Source organism: Bradyrhizobium barranii subsp. barranii (assembly GCF_017565645.3).
Lineage (GTDB): Bacteria > Pseudomonadota > Alphaproteobacteria > Rhizobiales > Xanthobacteraceae > Bradyrhizobium > Bradyrhizobium barranii.
In genome coordinates, this window is sequence record NZ_CP086136.1 from 8,002,225 (window position 1) to 8,018,031 (window position 15,807).

Genomic DNA, 15,807 nt, shown 5'->3' on the forward strand with positions numbered 1-15,807 from the left:
CGGGTCCGCCGATACAACAACAAACCGGAACTCGAGGAGGCCAGGGTGGCGAGCGAGATTCAGACGCGCGTGCTGCGCAAGATCACCTGGCGCATCGTTCCCTTCATCATGCTGCTGTACTTCGTGGCCTTCATCGACCGCGTCAATATCGGCTTTGCCTCGCTGACGATGAACAAGGACATCGGCCTGTCGCCCGTGGTCTACGGCTTCGGCGCCGGCATCTTCTTCTGGGGCTATTTCCTGTTCGAAGTGCCGTCCAACATCATCCTGCACAAGGTCGGCGCGCGGATCTGGATTGCGCGGGTGATGATCACCTGGGGCCTCGTGTCGGCCGCGATGGCGTTCGTGCAAGGCGCGACCAGCTTCTACGTGCTGCGCTTCCTGCTTGGTGTCGCCGAAGCCGGCTTCTTTCCCGGAATCATCCTCTACCTCTCCTACTGGTTCCCGGCGCGCCAGCGTGCCGCGGTGACCGCGCTGTTCATGGCGGCCGCGCCACTCTCGACCGTGCTGGGCTCGCCGATATCAGGCGCGCTGCTGGAGATGGACGGCCATTTCGGCTTCAAGGGCTGGCAATGGCTGTTCGTGCTGGAGGCGCTGCCGGCCGTGGTGCTCGGCTTCGTCGTGCTCGGTTTTCTGACCGATCGCCCCGAGAAGGCGAAATGGCTTGCGGAGGACGAGCGGCGCTGGCTGGTCGAGACCATGAACGCTGAGACCACCAGCAAGGCCGCGACCGCGAGCCACAGCATCTGGCGCGGGCTTGCGGACCCGCGAGTGCTGGCGCTGTCGCTGATCTATTTCGGCACCTCGGCCGGCCTCTACACGCTCGGCGTCTGGGCGCCGCAGATCATCAAGCAGTTCGGCCTGTCCTCGCTTCAGGTCGGCTTCCTCAACGCCCTGCCTGCAACCGCCGCCGTCGTCGCCATGATCCTGTGGGCGCGGCACTCGGACCGCACCGGCGAGCGTACCTGGCACGTCGTATGGGCCTGCCTGATCGCCGCTGCGGGCCTCGCCTATGCCGGCCTTGCGACCGGCGTCGTCGCTGTGCTGGTCGCGCTGACGCTGGTGAACATCGGCATCTCTTCGGCCAAGCCGCCACTGTGGAGCATGCCGACGCTGTTCCTGTCCGGCCCCGCGGCCGCGGCCGGGATCGCCACCATCAACTCGATCGGCAATCTCGGCGGCTTCGTTGGTCCGGCCATGATCGGCTGGATCAAGGACCAGACCGGCAGTTTTGTCGGCGGACTCTATTTCGTCAGCGGCCTGCTCGTTCTCTCGGCGGTCCTGACCCTGCTATTGTCGCGCGCGCAGACCGCGCCCGTCGAACCCGTCCCGCAGTCCCACTGACATCTCAAACGGAGCATCTTCATGCGCACTCATTCGATCGCAGCAATTCCGGCCGACGGCATCGGCCCCGAGGTCATCTCGGCCGGCGTCCGCGTGCTGGAGGCTCTGGCAAAACGCAGCGGCGACCTCGCCTTCAACGTCAAGACGTTCGACTGGGGCTCGGACTATTACAAGAAGCACGGCGTGATGATGCCGGCTGACGGCCTTGCCGAGCTGAAGAAGTTCGACGCGATCTATTTCGGCGCGGTCGGTGCGCCCGACGTGCCCGATCACATCACGCTGTGGGGCCTGCGCCTGCCGATCTGCCAGGGCTTTGACCAATACGCCAACGTGCGGCCGACCAAGATCCTGCCCGGCGTCGCCTCGCCGCTGCGCAATGTCGGCGTCGGCGATCTCGACTGGGTGATTGTGCGCGAGAACTCGGAAGGCGAATATGCCGGCATGGGCGGCCGTGCGCACAGGGGCCTGCCGGAAGAAGTCGGCACCGAGGTCGCGGTGTTCACCCGCGTAGGCGTCACCCGCATCATGCGCTACGCGTTCCAGCTCGCGCAGTCGCGGCCGCGCAAATTCCTAACCGTCGTGACCAAGTCGAACGCGCAGCGCCACGGCATGGTGATGTGGGACGAGATCGCAGCCGAAGTCGCGACCGAATTCCCCGATGTGACCTGGGACAAGATGCTGGTCGACGCCATGACGGTGCGCATGACGCTGCATCCGAAGAGCCTCGACACCATCGTTGCGACCAACCTCCACGCCGACATCCTCTCCGATCTTGCCGGCGCGCTGGCGGGAAGCCTCGGCGTCGCGCCGACCGGCAACATCGACCCGCAGCGCCGCTTCCCCTCGATGTTCGAGCCGATCCACGGCTCGGCGTTCGACATCACCGGCAAGGGCATCGCCAACCCGGTCGCGACCTTCTGGACCGGTGCCCAGATGCTCGAGCATCTCGGCGAGAAGGACGCGGCAATACGGCTGATGTCGGCGGTCGAGCGCGTCTGCGCGGCCGGCGTGCTGACGCCCGATGTCGGCGGCAAGGCGACGACGAAGGAAGTCACGGACGCCGTGATCGACGCGATCCACGGGACGAACGTGTAATCGCTACTCGACGTCATGGCCGGGCTTGTCCCGGCCATGACGAGTTGTGGATCAACTACTTCCGCCCTTGCGGCGGCGGCGCCGGCGCCGCCATCGCGGCCACAGGCTCCGGCGGCGTCAGATGGCGCGGGACGATGATGGACTGGCCGGGGGTGAGGGTCGCGTTCTCCGCCAGCGAGTTGCTCTGCGCCAGCGTCCACAGTGGCACGCGGCGGGCAGCGGCGATGCTCTCCATGGTGTCGCCGGTGCGCACGGGCACCCGCACGCCGCTGTCCCACAATTCGACCGGCGTGTTCGCCGGAACGAGATAGCGCAGCGGCACCGCATCGGCCTGGCTCTGCGCGGGGATGCGTGGCAGCTGCGTCACCATCTCGATGATCTGGCGATGGATGTCGTCCGACTTCTCGATGTTGATGTGCGAGACGCGGCTGTTCTCCTTGAGGTCGTAGCTCGCGTAATGGCCCCGATAGCCGGGCACGGCCACGACGTCGCCGCCGCCGAGCACGCTGTCGGAGAGGAAGATGTTGATGAAGCGCTCGACATTGAGCGGCACGTCGCCGGTCGCATGCGCGGAATCGATGGCGATGACGAGGCTGATCCGGATGTTCTCCTTGGCCGCCATCTCGGAGATCACGACCGAGCACAGCCCGCCCATTGAGTGGCCGATCAGCACGATCGGCGCCGGGCTCTCCTTGTAGCTGGAGATGACACGATCGCCGATCCATCGGCAGATGGTGAATTCATAGACATCGGCCGAGAAGCCGGCCTTCGTCAGCTTTTCGCTGAGCCGGTCCATGCCGGTCGAGAAGATCGGCCCCATGGCGCCGCGGAACAGGTAGATCTTTGGCGGCGGCAGCAGCTCGACCGGCGGAGCGGGAGGCGGCGGCGCAGTGGTCGCGACCGCGGGGCGCTTCGGCTTCGCAGGTGAGGCAGCGGCCATGCCGGTGCCTAGGGCGAGCAGCGCAACCGCTGCCAGCACGACTAGCCGCCTCAAATCGATCATCCGTCCAGCAGTCCCACCATGGGAGGCAAAGGGCTCCTCCGCGGGCTTAGTGACCACCGATTGGGTGGATTTTGGGGCACGGAACCGGGCCCGTGACGCCCGTCGGTCGAGGTTCTCATCCTGCCCCTTACATCCCCGGCATCAATTGAAGGGAACCCATGGCTGGGCTTCGCAGGTATCAAGGATCACCGAGCTCTGGACTCCCTTGTAGGCGTCATCGTCGAAAAAGACCGAATAGGCGGTGTGTCTGTCAGACGAACCAGCGCCCTGCCTCAGGCAGACGAAATACGCCCCCGGCCCGTGGTCAGTAGGGTGGACGGCGGATGTCTCGAGTCCCCCGGTCAGCTTGACTTCGGCGGCTGCCTTCCTGACGCCCTCCTGCACCGCCTTGGCACCAGGCGGACGCGGAGGATGATAGACAGGAGGCAAATTCCCGCTCGACGCGCATCCCGCCAGCAGCAGCGTCAAGATGGTGGACAAAGCCGCGAGAGATCTGCGGCGGCCGAAGACGGACCTTCGCGGGCCGCACGCCAACTCATATCGTGAATGCATCGCTTGTCCCCGGTGCCGCGCTCGCTGCGCGCCTCATCCCTGGGTCAGGACGAGATAGAGGCAGCCGGCGACCGTGGGCAGGAACGCGACCAGGGCCGTCATCCAGAAGCCGGGTTCGAGCATCGAGTCCTGGTCATCCCTCTCGTCGACTGCACGCCGATCTGCATTCGTCCGGCTCCACACTTCATCGGCCGTGAACAGGGGGACGCTGCTCGCGCGCGCATCGTTGCGCGCCGCGCTTGGGCGCAAAGCGCGTTGGGAAGGGCGAGTTATTCCGGATGTCAGCATGCCATTGTCTCTGATCGGCTACCAATATGTCGAGCTCGGATGTTGCGGGGCGCGCGGCCGCATCACTGTGTCAGCGCCTGCTCTGAATTCGCTCCGGGCACAGGCGGCGGGGCCGGATTGTTGGCCGGGCTCTCCTTGGCGCCGGAATCGGTCCAGGCCGGCGGCAGGCCGAGCCCCTGCCCCGCGAAGCCGGTGATGCCGGGAAACCGTCCGAACGCTTCGCAGGCGACATATTTGGGCGCACCGCCGAGCCGCACGGGAATGCTGTCCATCGGCGGCAGCGCGGGGATGCCGCCGAACGGCGACTCTCCGGTCGTAACCAGTTTTGCGAAGTCCGTGCCGAAATCGGCGGCGAGATCGTAGGCATCGCCCTCATTGGCGACCCGCGGAGAGTTGGTAATCGAGTTGGCGCCGCGCGCCCAGACCATGGCCGCCTTCTGAAATCCTGCAAAATCGCGCGCTTCCGCCTCGACCGACAGGCTGCCGAGCCCGACCGGAAGCCTCGGCACCGGTACAGGCACGCCGGGAAGCGCAACGGTCTTGGCAATCGACAGGGCTTTCGATGCGCCGGAGGCGGTCGGGCTGGTCGGCGCGGCATGCGTCACCGTCGCCTGCACCGTGAGATCGGCGTCGTCATCGGATGAGACGATACGGAAGCGCTCGCTCAAGCGGAGACACAGCTCGCGGCTGATGGCGTTCGCAACCAGGCGACGTTCCTTTTCGTTCAACACGACATCGGTGCGCGCGGGAAAGACGGTCGATGCGATCCGGATCGTCTTCGCCGCCAGCACATCCTGCTTGTTCACGCGGATCTTCGATCGCGTCACCAGCCCGTTCGCTTCCGACATCCGGTCATAGCTCCTGAGCGAGCCGGCCTGTTCGAGCGGCGCGGTCGCACACCCTCCGAGCGCAAGCGCGGCACCCATCAGGGCCGTCCGTGGAAAGCGCATGGTCCCATTCCCGCATCGGCAGCTTATTAGAGAGATCGCTCTAATAATCACTTCTCACGCCTCGCAACATCCGTCAACATAAATAGATGGAACTCTCTAATTTCGATTTTCTCGTGGCGGACCGTCGTGCTAAACGGGGCGAGCGTGAATGGAGATGTCCGGTTTGAGGAAAGTCGACCCCGTCAAGCACGAGCAGAAGCGCGGGGAAATCCTCGGCGCGGCGATCCGCTGCTTCATCAGGGACGGCTTCCGCGGCGCCAGCACGACAGATATCTGCACCGAAGCCGGCATCAGTCCGGGCCACCTCTATCACTACTTCGCGAGCAAGGAGGCGATCATCGAGGCGATGATCGACCTCGGTCTCGCGCGGTCGGCCGAGCGGTTTGAGAAGATTCTCGCGGCCGCCGACGTGATCGAGGCACTGCTCGTCGATATCGAAGAAACCAGCCTGCGGTTTCGTCCCGCCCAGATCCTCAATCTGGATGGTCTCGCGGAGGCCGCCCGCAATCCTGAATTCGCTGCGATCATCGAACGCCACACCGCGGCGGTCCGCCGCATGTGGAGCGACTTCCTGCGCCGCGCGCAGCAGCAGGGACGGGTGGATCCTGGGTTAAATCCGGACGCGACGGCAAACATCTTGATCGCCCTCGTCGACGGATCCCGCGCCATGCCGATCCGCAATCCGAAGCTGGATATCAAGCAGAGCGTAGAGCATCTGAGAACGATGCTCGCGCGCTTCCTGAACCCGCCCGACGCACAGAGCGCTGCGATCAAGCCCCGCATTCAGAAGGCCGGTCGTCCCCTGAAGCTGGTCAGGAAGCGATAGAGCCCGACCCTAGAGCGGCAGGAGCCGGTTCAGCAATTCCAGCAGCGTGCGCTGCTCGGCCGCGCTGAGCGGGGCCAGCATCTTTTCGTTGTAGGACTCCGTCAGCCTTGCCCCCTCGGCAATGAGCTTTGCACCCTTCGGCGTCAGCATCAGCTCGACGGCGCGGCGGTCCGCTTTCGAGCGGTTGCGCTTGATGAAGCCGGACGATTCGAGCTCGTTCAGGATCTTGATCAGGTTCGGCAGGCGCAACCGGAGCAGGCTGGCGAGGCTGCTCGGCGGCACGCCGGGATTGTCACGAATGACGGCGAAGATCGCATAGGTTGCCGGCGTCAGGCCCAACGCGGCGAACTCCTCGTAAAAGCCTTCGAAAAACTTCAATTGCGCGAGGCGCAGCATGAAGCCGGGCGTCCGCCGGAGCGCGCGCAGGTCCAGCGATTTCTCCGGCTGCTGATCGGACTTCAACCCGGGTCTTACGGTTTTCGAGCTCATGATCCTCAATCCGCGGCGGCCACAGCCGAATTGACACTCCCAAAAATAGCTATAAAATATAACTATTATTTAGCGGCACCAAGACCGCATATGGGAGGGACACAATGAACAGAAAATTCCTGCACAAATTGTGCATTTTGGCTTCGATGCTGGTTGCCGCGCCGGGCTTTGCCCAGGATGCCGTGAAGATCGGCATCCTGAACGACCAATCCGGTCCGTTCGCGAGCTATCAGGGTATCGGCTCGGTCGTCGCCGCAAAAATGGCTGTCGAAGACTATGGCGGAAAGGCTGCCGGCAAGCCCGTCGAGGTCGTCGCGGCGGATCACCAGAACAAGACCGACATCGGGATCGGCATCGCCAGGCGCTGGTACGAGAATGACGGCGTCGACGCGATCTTCGACATCCCGAACTCGTCGATCGCGCTCGCTGTCGCCGGCATGAGCGCCGAGAAGAACAAGGTCTTCGTCGGATCGGGCGCCGGCACGGTGCTGCTCACCGGCGAGAAATGCACGCCCAACACCGTGCACTGGACCTACGACACCTATGCCTACGGGCGTGGCCTCGGCAAGGCGATCGTGCAGCAGGGCGGCAAGAAGTGGTTCTTCATCACCGCCGACTACGCGTTCGGCCACGATCTGGAGAAGCAGGCCGCGGAGGCCGTGAAAGCGTCCGGCGGCGAGGTGCTCGGCAGCGTGCGGCATCCGCTGGGAACGGCCGACTACGCCTCCTTCCTGCTCCAGGCCCAGGCTTCGGGCGCGAACGTCGTCGGCTTCGCCAATGCCGGCGACGATACCATCACCTCGATGAAGCAGGCCGCCGAGTTCGGGCTGACCAAGGACCACAAGCTGGTCGGATTGATCCTGGGGATGAACGGCCTTCCCTCACTCGGACTGAAGTTTGCGCAGGGCGCGCAGATCATGAACCCGTTCTACTGGGATCTGAACGACGGCACGCGGGCTTTCGCCAAACGCTTCGCCGAGCGCATTCCCTCGAAGGCTTATCCCAACGACATGCAGGCCGGCGTCTATGCCTCGGTCATTCACTACCTCAAGGCGGTCGACAAGGCTGGCGGCGCCAAGGACGGCAAGGTCGTCGTCGCCGCGATGAAGGAGATGCCGACGGACGATCCGCTGTTCGGCAAGGGCTACATCCGGAAGGACGGACGCAAGATCCACCCGCTCTATTTGCTCCAGGTCAAGGCGCCCGAGGAGTCGAATTCGGCCTGGGACCTGCTGAAGGTCGTCGCCACGATCAAGGGCGAGGACGCATTCCGCTCGGAGAGCGAAGGCAAGTGTCCGCTGACCACGCAATAACGGCCGGGAGCTGACCATGAGCGGCATTGCGTCCAGTCCGATCGACCCGTTCGCGCCTGACTTCCTGATGGATCCCTATCCCGCCTATGAAGCGCTGCGCGCGCTCGGGCCTGCGTTCGCGCTGGAGCGTTACGACGTGTGGGCCATGGCAGGCTATGCCGAAGTCGAGCCGGCCCTGAAGGACTGGAAGACGTTCATGAGCGGCGAGGGTGTCGGGCTTCACGGGATGAATCCTGCCCTGCCGAAACCGCTGACACTCCAGATCGATCCTCCCGATCATGACAAGGGCCGCCGCGTCCTCGGCCGCCCCCTGTCCCCGGGCGTCGCAAGGAAGCTGCGCGAGACGTTTCAGCAGGAGGCGGAGAGGAAGGTCTCGGAGCTGATCGACAAAGGCACCTTCGATGCCGTGGCCGATCTTGCGGAAGCCTATCCCATGAAAGTGTTTCCGGATGCGATCGGCATCCGGCCTGACGGCCGCGAGAAGCTGCTGGTCTGGAGCACCTTCGTGTTCGACAGCTTTGGCCCGGAGAACGAGATGCTGGCCACATCGCGCAAGGCGGGCCTCGCCGCACAGAGCTGGATCATGGAATGCTGCGCCCGGGACGCGTTGCAGCCAGACGGGCTCGGCATGATGATCTACCAGGCGGCCGACGACGGCGAGATCACCGAGCACGAAGCAACGCATCTGGTGCGGCCGTTCCTCACCGCCGGGATCGACACCACCGTCAACGGCATCGGGAACACCCTGCTGGCACTCGCCACGCATCCGGATGAATATCGCAAGCTGCACCACAAGCCGGAGCTGGCGCGCAACGCTTTCGAGGAAGGCCTGCGCTACGACTCACCGGTGCAGACATTCTTTCGCACCACCTCGCGCGATGTCGAGATCGGCGGCGGCGTGATCCCCGCGCACCGCAAAGTGCTGCTGTTCATGGCCTCCGCCAACCGCGATCCCGCGCGCTGGGACAACGCGGACCGCTTCGATGTCGAACGAAGTGCGACCGGACATGTCGGCTTCGGCGCCGGCATTCACGCCTGCGTCGGCCAGATGATCGCGCGTCTGGAAGGCGAATTGATCTTCGGCGAGCTTGCAAGGCGCGTGAAGACCATCGAGCTCACGGCAGAGCCGAAACGCAGGCTCAACAATTCCCTGCGTGGGCTGGAGAGCATGCCGGTCCGCGTGACCGCCGCTTAGGCGGCATCACGCGGTGCTGCGGGCGCGACGCGCCCTCAGTTCCTGGCCGGAGCCGTCGCCGCCGCCGAGCGCGCCTGCCGCGGGGCCCTGGGTGCGCCGGGTTCGGCGACCGGACCTGCCGGGGCGCGCGAGCGCAAGATGGCGGCGTCGATCTCGCCGATGACGCGGCGCTGGATCGCCTCGTTCTTGTCGATCGAGATGTGGCCGACGCCGGTGCCGCGGACGTCGACATTGTCGAGCTTGCCACGGAGACCAGCCGCAGCGCGCACAGGCTCGCCGGGACCGTCGCCGATATAGATGTTGATGTAGCGTTCGGCGCCGGTCGACAGCCTGGTCTTGAATACGGAATCGAGGCCGATCGCGAGCTTCACGGGCACGCCGAGCTGGTTGAGCTTAGCGATCATGTCCGGCAGCGCGGTCGCGCCGGAGGAATGGCCGACCAGGACAATGGTCTTGACGCGACCGGCCCTGTAGTTGGCCGCGGCCTCATCAGCGAGCGAGGACCAGGACACGAAGTTCGCGACGGTCACCTGGACGCCCTGCGCCTGGAGGCGGGAGCCGATCGTATCGAGCCCGAGCGAGAAGATGTTGAGCACGCCGCGGAGCAGGTAGACATGGGTGGTCGCGGCCGCGGACTGGCTCGGCGCCGCCCTGGCGGTGGTCGGGCTGATGGCAACAGCTGACAGCAGGAGCAGGCAGATCGCCCACACACGGAGGGCGGGCAACTGGCTGGCGCCGGCGGTGTGACGGCCGTTCGGTCTCATCTCGATGTTTTCCCTGGGGACGATACGCTTTGCGATTAGCCGGAATCGTAGCCACGGCCTGCTCGCAGACGCAACAAAGAGGCGCGTGAGCGGCAATCTTAGCCACAAGCCGTGACCATCCCGCAACACTTGCCGGGAACCTGCCACCGAAGGGGCTGTTTTGAGACCATTTTTCTCCAGCCAATTGCGGCCGGGCAAGTGCATTCCTATTTCAGGGCTCCGCTGACCTCCTCCCGGACGGTTCCAGCCTCCCCTCCCCAGTCCTTACCTTTCAGCCCTGCGGCCATCATGTCCTCCATCATTTCCGTCGCCAAATTGTCGAAGACCTATGGGTCCGGCTTCAAGGCGCTCAAGAACGTCAATCTCGACATCAAGCGCGGCGAGATTTTCGCGCTGCTCGGCCCCAACGGCGCCGGCAAGACCACGCTGATCTCGATCATCTGCGGCATCGCCAACCCAAGCGAAGGCACGGTCCTCGTCGGCGGCGAGAACATCCAGACCTCGTACCGCAAGGCCCGCTCGCTGATCGGCCTCGTGCCCCAGGAATTGCACACCGACGCCTTCGAGAGCGTGTGGGCGACGGTGAGCTTCTCCCGCGGCCTGTTCGGCAAGCCGAAGAACCCCGCCCATATCGAGAAGGTGCTGAAGGACCTCTCGCTCTGGGACAAGAAGGACAACAAGATCATCACGCTCTCCGGCGGCATGAAGCGCCGCGTGATGATCGCGAAAGCGCTGTCGCACGAGCCGCAGATCCTGTTCCTGGACGAGCCGACCGCCGGCGTCGACGTCGAGCTGCGCAAGGGCATGTGGGAGGTGGTGCGCACCCTGCAGCAATCCGGCGTCACCATCATCCTGACCACGCACTACATCGAGGAAGCCGAGGAGATGGCCGACCGCATCGGCGTCATCAACAAGGGCGAGATCGTGCTGGTCGAGGACAAGGCGACGTTGATGGAGAAGCTCGGCAAGAAGCGGTTGACGCTGCATCTGCAGGGCAAGGTCACGACGCTGCCGGACAGCCTCAGCCATTACGAGCTCGACGTCTGCGACGGCGGCGCGACGCTCGTCTACGACTACGACACCAAGGGCGAGCGCACCGGCATCACCAGCCTGCTCAGCGACCTCCGCAACGCCGGCATCCGCTTCAACGATCTCGACACGACGCAATCGTCGCTCGAGGACATCTTCGTCGACCTCGTGAGGACGTCATGAACCATCGCGCCATCCGCGCCATCTATCTGTTCGAAATGGCGCGCACCTGGCGTACGCTGCTGCAAAGCATCGTCTCGCCTGTCGTCTCGACCTCGCTCTATTTCGTGGTGTTCGGTGCCGCGATCGGCTCGCGCATCAGCCAGGTCGAGGGCGTCAGCTACGGCACCTTCATCGTGCCGGGCCTGATCATGCTCTCGGTGCTGACACAGAGCATCGCCAACGCTTCCTTCGGCATCTACTTTCCGAAATTCACCGGCACGATCTACGAAATCCTGTCGGCGCCAATTTCCTATGGCGAGATCGTGCTCGGCTATGTCGGCGCCGCCGCGACGAAGTCGATCATTCTCGGCCTGATCATTCTCGCCACCGCCGGGCTTTTCGTTCCATTGCATATTCACCATCCGGTGTGGATGCTGGCCTTCCTGGTGCTGACGGCGGTGACGTTCAGCCTGTTCGGCTTCATCATCGGCATCTGGGCCGACGGCTTCGAAAAGCTCCAGATGATCCCGATGCTGGTGGTGACGCCGCTGACCTTCCTCGGCGGCAGCTTCTATTCCATCGACATGCTGCCGGCAGGCTGGCGCACCGTGGCGCTGCTGAACCCGGTCGTCTATCTGATCTCAGGCTTCCGCTGGAGCTTCTACGAGATTGCGGATGTCAGCGTGTCCGTCAGCATCTGCATGACGACGGCGTTCCTGGTGATCTGCCTCGCCGTGATCTGGTGGATTTTCCGCACCGGATATCGGCTGAAGAATTGACCGCAGATCCGTAGCCCGGATGGAGCGCAGCGAAATCCGGGACGAGCGTCACCTCACGCACCAGCGGCCCCGGATTGCGCTTCGCTCCATCCGGGCTACGGCACTACCTCACCTGTAGCAGTGGAAGCGATGGTAGCCGTCATAGTAGCCGCGGCAGCGGTAATGGCGGTGATGCGGAATGCCGAACACGCCCTCCACCGCACCCACGGCCCCGCCGACACCGGCGCCGACCGCGCCGCCAACTACGCCACCGACAGGGCCGGCGATCCGGTTGCCTTCATAGGAGCCTTCCTGGGCGCCGCGCACGATACCCTGGGTGTGGCCGGCTTGTGGCAGCGACAACAGCGCGAGCAGGATGGCGGTGGCTGCGAACAGCAGGCGGACGGGCAAACCGGCCGGCAATTGCACGGCGGCGATACGGGCTTTGTTCATCTTCGGTCCCAAGGGAATTAAAGGGGAAAGGGCAGCGGAAGCCGCCCGTCGAGGGCAGCCACGATCAACGCCTGAAGCGGCCGAATGGTTGCGGCTTTGTGACGAATTGTCGGCGTTGTGACTGCTCGGCACGCTCGCGAAAATGTCAGCGCCGCCGCCAGCCACGCGGCACAAAGCAGCCTTGCTTACGCCCGGCATCGCGTTAACGATGGACGGGCAGCCCGCTGGAACGAAAGCCGGATTGCAGGCATATTGCACGCCGGGGGACGGAGAGCCGCGGCGCCTAGCGTGAACAGGCCGGAGGCCAGAACTCAAATGCGTTTCCAGATGCGTTCCTTTTTCATCGCTTTTTCCTCATTGATGTTTTTGAGCGCGGGCGCCGCCCAGGCCAAGGTCGAGATCACCATCGACAAGGACAATCAGCAGATGACCGTCGCCGTCGACGGCGTCGCGCGCTATCGCTGGCCGGTGTCAACAGGCATCCCCTCGCGCGAAACGCCGGGCGGCGCCTTCCGCGCCTTCCGCATGGAAGAGGATCACTACTCCAAGGAATTCGACGACGCGCCGATGCCGCACGCGATCTTCTTCACCAAGGTCGGGCACGCGATTCACGGCACCGACTCGGTCGGCCGCCTCGGCTCGCCGGCGTCGCACGGCTGCGTGCGACTGTCGCGTCAGAATGCCTCGACGCTCTATGCGCTGGTGCAGCAGCAGGGCGTCCTCAACACCACGGTGACGCTGACCGGCTCGGCCCAGGTGGCTCTGGCCCGCAACCCGCGCGGCCGCAACCCCACTGCAGTGGCCCGCGCGCCGCAGCCGGCCGAAGAGCAGTACGCCACCTCAGGCGATCCCGTGAATCTCGCACCGCCGGCGCAGCCCGCCCGCCGCTACATGCCGCAGGACGACAATTACATCTACCCGGCTGACGGCAGCGACACCGGCACGCGCTATCCCGCGCCGCGCTCGGCCAGCCGCCCGCTGTATGACGCGCAGGTCTATCAGCAGCAGCAGCCGCAGCAGTACTACAATCAAGGCTACGGCCAGCAGGGCTACTATCAGCCACAGCCCCGGCAATACTATCAGCCGCGCGGTTACTATCAGAACTGACGCTACCGGAACGCGGCGTTGCCGCGTTCGACGATCTTTCGCGCAGCGTCGACGAAGGCGCGCGCGACCGGCTCGAGGATCTCGGGCCCGGTCGCGGCGAGATCATCCGACGGCGTATGAAACGTCCGATGGCGCCCGGCCATGCCGAGGAAATTGGCGTAGCCCGCCGCATGCACGTCGCGCAGCTCACCGACCGCCTGCTTCTCCGTCACCAGACGCTTGGCCTCGACATTCGCAAAAGCCTCGTCGGTCAGTGCGACGGCGGATTTGCTCAGCACGAGATAACGCTCTTGCTCGGGCCGATCGGTGCGGGCGCCTTCCGCGAAGGCATAGCAGGCGTTCGACGAACCGAAATGAATCCACGCCAGCGTGTCCTTCGGCGCCGGCGCTCCGTGCTTCAAAAATAGCTCCATGCCGCCATGGCCGATCTCGTGGCCGGCGGTGGCGATGAAAACAAGATGCGCCGGCCATTTCTCGGCGGCGACGGTGCGCGCCAGTGCGAGAAAGTTGGCGATGCCGGGGCCGCGCTCGCAGACGCACGAGTACCAGCCGGTCATCGGCGTGGAGACGACGATGACCGGCCCACGGCCGGCCCCGATCTCGGCGATGACGTTGCGGCCGACAACATCGCGCTCGTAATGGCCCTTGACGTCGAAGGTGACAGGCGCGCCTGAGGCGAGCGCGCGCTCGAACACCGCTCGCGACGCCGCGCCGACCACGATCACCGGCACCGGCCAGGGCGCATCCTCCTGCGTGACGTTATAGGCGAAGCGGTCGTCGGCGGGATTGCCGATCATCAGCAGGATGGCCGCCGGCTTCCTTGCCGCGGCTTCCGCGATCGCCGCACGATGGGTCGGCCCCAGATAGGCGCCGCGATCGAACGGCAGATCGAGCAGAAGGATCCTGCCGGTGACATCGCCATCGCGCGCGAGCGGCGCGGCGAGATGGAAGCTGGCCTTGTCCTCCGGCGGCCGCCAGAATGGCGTCGCCTCGACAGAGATGCCGGCAGCTTCAGCGCTGGCCCGCTCGACGACATATTGCCGCCCGAGCACGACGGGCTGGAAGCTGATTTCGAAACCCGCCTGCTTCATCTCGCCGGCGATCCAGTCGGCCGTCGCGCGATCGCCCGCCGAGCCGAAGCGGTGCAGACCGAAGGAGGCATAGCGCGCCACGTCTTCGTAGAGGCTCGCACCCGAGAGCACATCCTTGGCTAGCGCCTGTCCGACCATGAGAACCGCCATCGTTGCGATGAAGATAAGCCGCATATGAATGGCTCCCTGAACCGTTGTTTTTTGAGAGCCAGTTTCCGCCTTCCCCAGCCGCCGTCAAGCGCCTGTCGACCGCGAAGCTGGACGAACCGGGCGAAGATTTCATAAGCTCCTCCTTTCACCTGGGCTGCGAACCTTGATGCCGTCACGTACCGCGACAATCCTGATCGTGCTCTCGGTTCTCACTGCGGGACAAGCCATGGCCTTTGATCTCGAAGCGCACCGCGGCGGGCGCGCGCTGTTGCCGGAAAACACCCTGCCGGCCTTCGCCAACGCGCTATCGATGGGCGTGGACACGCTGGAGCTCGACGCCGGCGTGACCGCGGATGGCGAGGTCATCATCTCGCATGAACGCGGGCTCAATCCCGACCTCGCGTGCGATGCAGGAGGTGCTTACGTCGTCCCGCCCGGCACGCCGTTCGTGAAGCTGCAGTTGGCCGATGTCAGGACCTATGACGTCGGCCAGATCCGCCCCGACAGTTCCTACGCGAAGCAATTCCCCGACCAGCGGGCCGTGCCGGGGACACGCATTCCCACCCTGGGCGAGCTGTTCGCGCTGGTGCGCAAGGCCGGCAACACGCGCGTGCGCTTCAATATCGAGACCAAGATCGATCCAAACCATCCGGACGAGTCGCTCGATCCGCGAGGCTTTGTCGCAAAGCTGCTCGGGCTGATCGAGGCCGAGGGATTTTCCGATCGCGTCATGATCCAGTCGTTCGACTGGCGGACCCTGCTGCTCGTCCAGCAGCAGGCGCCCAACATTCCGACGGTGTATTTGACGCTCCAGCGCGGCTCGGGCCAGACGGTCGCGTTGGACAAGGCGACGAACTGGACGGCGGGTTTCAGCCCGGCCGATCACGGCGGCTCGCTGCCGCGGACGATCAAGGCTGCGGGCGGCGCGGTCTGGTCGCCCTATTTCGGCGATGTGACCGAGGCGGTCATCTCGGAGGCGCACACGCTCGGACTGCGCATCGTGGTCTGGACCGTCAACAAGCGCGAGGACATGGCGCGCATGATCGAGCTCGGCGTCGACGGCATCATCTCGGACAGGCCGGACCTGCTGCGGCAAGTCGCGGGCGAGAAGGGAATTGCATTGCCGGCGGGAACGCCGGTGATGCCGTGAAGTCTATCCGCCGTCATGGCCGGGCTTGTCCCGGCCATCCACGTGTTGCGGCATCGTCGGAAGAACGTGGATGCCCGGGACAAGCCCG

Annotated in this window: 17 protein-coding genes; 9 read left to right on the forward strand and 8 right to left on the reverse strand. The window is 64.8% G+C overall.

Annotation, left to right across the window (positions count from 1 at the left end; genetic code table 11):
* Positions 1-45 precede the first annotated feature (45 nt).
* The gene (locus tag J4G43_RS38940) at positions 46-1,344 is read left to right on the forward strand and encodes an MFS transporter (RefSeq protein WP_208088166.1); all 1,299 of its coding nucleotides are present in this window, start codon (positions 46-48) and stop codon (positions 1,342-1,344) included.
* Positions 1,345-1,365: 21 nt separating this feature from the next.
* The gene (locus J4G43_RS38945) at positions 1,366-2,439 is read left to right on the forward strand and encodes a tartrate dehydrogenase (protein WP_208088167.1); all 1,074 of its coding nucleotides are present in this window, start codon (positions 1,366-1,368) and stop codon (positions 2,437-2,439) included.
* Between the two features lie 55 nt (positions 2,440-2,494).
* On the opposite strand, the gene J4G43_RS38950 is transcribed toward J4G43_RS38945, so the two are convergent.
* The 4 genes from J4G43_RS38950 to J4G43_RS38965 all read right to left on the reverse strand — a co-directional run bounded on the left by J4G43_RS38950 (position 2,495) and on the right by J4G43_RS38965 (position 5,208).
* Entirely contained in the window at positions 2,495-3,442 is a 948-nt protein-coding gene (locus tag J4G43_RS38950; RefSeq protein WP_208088168.1) for a LysM peptidoglycan-binding domain-containing protein, read from the reverse strand.
* 141 nt (positions 3,443-3,583) lie between these two features.
* Positions 3,584-3,910, reverse strand: a complete 327-nt coding sequence (locus J4G43_RS38955) for a hypothetical protein (RefSeq protein WP_225005363.1) — start codon at positions 3,908-3,910, stop codon at positions 3,584-3,586.
* 117 nt (positions 3,911-4,027) lie between these two features.
* On the reverse strand, positions 4,028-4,282 hold the full coding sequence (locus J4G43_RS38960) for a hypothetical protein (RefSeq protein ID WP_208088169.1): 255 nt from the start codon (positions 4,280-4,282) through the stop codon (positions 4,028-4,030).
* A 62-nt stretch (positions 4,283-4,344) separates the two neighbouring features.
* Positions 4,345-5,208, reverse strand: a complete 864-nt coding sequence (locus J4G43_RS38965) for a DUF3313 domain-containing protein (RefSeq protein WP_166353343.1) — start codon at positions 5,206-5,208, stop codon at positions 4,345-4,347.
* 172 nt (positions 5,209-5,380) lie between these two features.
* Here J4G43_RS38965 and J4G43_RS38970 point away from each other — a divergent pair, with 172 nt between their 5' ends.
* Entirely contained in the window at positions 5,381-6,058 is a 678-nt protein-coding gene (locus J4G43_RS38970) for a TetR/AcrR family transcriptional regulator (RefSeq protein WP_208088170.1), read from the forward strand.
* 9 nt (positions 6,059-6,067) lie between these two features.
* Here the strand turns inward: J4G43_RS38970 and J4G43_RS38975 are convergent, their stop codons facing one another.
* A complete protein-coding gene (locus J4G43_RS38975) occupies positions 6,068-6,547 on the reverse strand; it encodes a MarR family winged helix-turn-helix transcriptional regulator (RefSeq protein ID WP_208088171.1) in 480 nt (159 codons plus the stop codon).
* Between the two features lie 104 nt (positions 6,548-6,651).
* On the opposite strand from J4G43_RS38975, the gene J4G43_RS38980 reads away from it, so the two are divergent.
* A complete protein-coding gene (locus tag J4G43_RS38980) occupies positions 6,652-7,860 on the forward strand; it encodes an ABC transporter substrate-binding protein (RefSeq protein ID WP_208088172.1) in 1,209 nt (402 codons plus the stop codon).
* Between the two features lie 16 nt (positions 7,861-7,876).
* A complete protein-coding gene (locus J4G43_RS38985) occupies positions 7,877-9,055 on the forward strand; it encodes a cytochrome P450 (RefSeq protein WP_208088173.1) in 1,179 nt (392 codons plus the stop codon).
* 35 nt (positions 9,056-9,090) lie between these two features.
* On the opposite strand, the gene J4G43_RS38990 is transcribed toward J4G43_RS38985, so the two are convergent.
* Positions 9,091-9,819, reverse strand: coding sequence for a hypothetical protein (locus J4G43_RS38990; RefSeq protein WP_166101856.1), 729 nt, complete (start codon positions 9,817-9,819; stop codon positions 9,091-9,093).
* Positions 9,820-10,107: 288 nt separating this feature from the next.
* Here J4G43_RS38990 and J4G43_RS38995 point away from each other — a divergent pair, with 288 nt between their 5' ends.
* Both J4G43_RS38995 and J4G43_RS39000 read left to right on the forward strand, forming a co-directional pair.
* Positions 10,108-11,031 carry an ABC transporter ATP-binding protein gene (locus J4G43_RS38995; RefSeq protein ID WP_208088174.1) on the forward strand — a complete coding sequence of 308 codons (924 nt, stop codon included), beginning with the start codon at positions 10,108-10,110 and terminating at the stop codon, positions 11,029-11,031.
* Positions 11,028-11,789 (forward strand): ABC transporter permease, encoded by a 762-nt coding sequence (locus J4G43_RS39000; protein WP_166343707.1) that lies wholly within the window; start codon positions 11,028-11,030, stop codon positions 11,787-11,789. Before J4G43_RS38995 ends, J4G43_RS39000 begins: the two co-directional genes overlap by 4 nt.
* A gap of 108 nt (positions 11,790-11,897) precedes the next feature.
* On the opposite strand, the gene J4G43_RS39005 is transcribed toward J4G43_RS39000, so the two are convergent.
* Positions 11,898-12,221, reverse strand: a complete 324-nt coding sequence (locus J4G43_RS39005; protein ID WP_208088175.1) for a hypothetical protein — start codon at positions 12,219-12,221, stop codon at positions 11,898-11,900.
* A gap of 315 nt (positions 12,222-12,536) precedes the next feature.
* Here J4G43_RS39005 and J4G43_RS39010 point away from each other — a divergent pair, with 315 nt between their 5' ends.
* Positions 12,537-13,328 carry a L,D-transpeptidase gene (locus tag J4G43_RS39010; protein WP_208088176.1) on the forward strand — a complete coding sequence of 264 codons (792 nt, stop codon included), beginning with the start codon at positions 12,537-12,539 and terminating at the stop codon, positions 13,326-13,328.
* 2 nt (positions 13,329-13,330) lie between these two features.
* On the opposite strand, the gene J4G43_RS39015 is transcribed toward J4G43_RS39010, so the two are convergent.
* Complete coding sequence (locus tag J4G43_RS39015) at positions 13,331-14,593, reverse strand: hypothetical protein (RefSeq protein WP_208088177.1); 1,263 nt, start codon at positions 14,591-14,593, stop codon at positions 13,331-13,333.
* 142 nt (positions 14,594-14,735) lie between these two features.
* Between J4G43_RS39015 and J4G43_RS39020 the strand changes: the two genes are divergently transcribed.
* Positions 14,736-15,719 (forward strand): glycerophosphodiester phosphodiesterase, encoded by a 984-nt coding sequence (locus tag J4G43_RS39020; RefSeq protein ID WP_208088178.1) that lies wholly within the window; start codon positions 14,736-14,738, stop codon positions 15,717-15,719.
* Positions 15,720-15,807 lie beyond the last annotated feature (88 nt).

What these genes read in the sequence shown, in the direction of transcription:
- J4G43_RS38945 (WP_208088167.1), top strand. Translation starts at nt 1,366, where the DNA reads ATGCGCACTCATTCGATCGCAGCAATTCCGGCCGACGGCATCGGCCCC.
- J4G43_RS38950 (WP_208088168.1), bottom strand. Translation starts at nt 3,442, where the DNA reads ATGATCGATTTGAGGCGGCTAGTCGTGCTGGCAGCGGTTGCGCTGCTC.
- J4G43_RS38960 (WP_208088169.1), bottom strand. Translation starts at nt 4,282, where the DNA reads ATGCTGACATCCGGAATAACTCGCCCTTCCCAACGCGCTTTGCGCCCA.
- J4G43_RS38965 (WP_166353343.1), bottom strand. Translation starts at nt 5,208, where the DNA reads ATGGGTGCCGCGCTTGCGCTCGGAGGGTGTGCGACCGCGCCGCTCGAA.
- J4G43_RS38970 (WP_208088170.1), top strand. Translation starts at nt 5,381, where the DNA reads ATGGAGATGTCCGGTTTGAGGAAAGTCGACCCCGTCAAGCACGAGCAG.
- J4G43_RS38975 (WP_208088171.1), bottom strand. Translation starts at nt 6,547, where the DNA reads ATGAGCTCGAAAACCGTAAGACCCGGGTTGAAGTCCGATCAGCAGCCG.
- J4G43_RS38980 (WP_208088172.1), top strand. Translation starts at nt 6,652, where the DNA reads ATGAACAGAAAATTCCTGCACAAATTGTGCATTTTGGCTTCGATGCTG.
- J4G43_RS38985 (WP_208088173.1), top strand. Translation starts at nt 7,877, where the DNA reads ATGAGCGGCATTGCGTCCAGTCCGATCGACCCGTTCGCGCCTGACTTC.
- J4G43_RS38990 (WP_166101856.1), bottom strand. Translation starts at nt 9,819, where the DNA reads ATGAGACCGAACGGCCGTCACACCGCCGGCGCCAGCCAGTTGCCCGCC.
- J4G43_RS38995 (WP_208088174.1), top strand. Translation starts at nt 10,108, where the DNA reads ATGTCCTCCATCATTTCCGTCGCCAAATTGTCGAAGACCTATGGGTCC.
- J4G43_RS39000 (WP_166343707.1), top strand. Translation starts at nt 11,028, where the DNA reads ATGAACCATCGCGCCATCCGCGCCATCTATCTGTTCGAAATGGCGCGC.
- J4G43_RS39005 (WP_208088175.1), bottom strand. Translation starts at nt 12,221, where the DNA reads ATGAACAAAGCCCGTATCGCCGCCGTGCAATTGCCGGCCGGTTTGCCC.
- J4G43_RS39010 (WP_208088176.1), top strand. Translation starts at nt 12,537, where the DNA reads ATGCGTTTCCAGATGCGTTCCTTTTTCATCGCTTTTTCCTCATTGATG.
- J4G43_RS39015 (WP_208088177.1), bottom strand. Translation starts at nt 14,593, where the DNA reads ATGCGGCTTATCTTCATCGCAACGATGGCGGTTCTCATGGTCGGACAG.
- J4G43_RS39020 (WP_208088178.1), top strand. Translation starts at nt 14,736, where the DNA reads ATGCCGTCACGTACCGCGACAATCCTGATCGTGCTCTCGGTTCTCACT.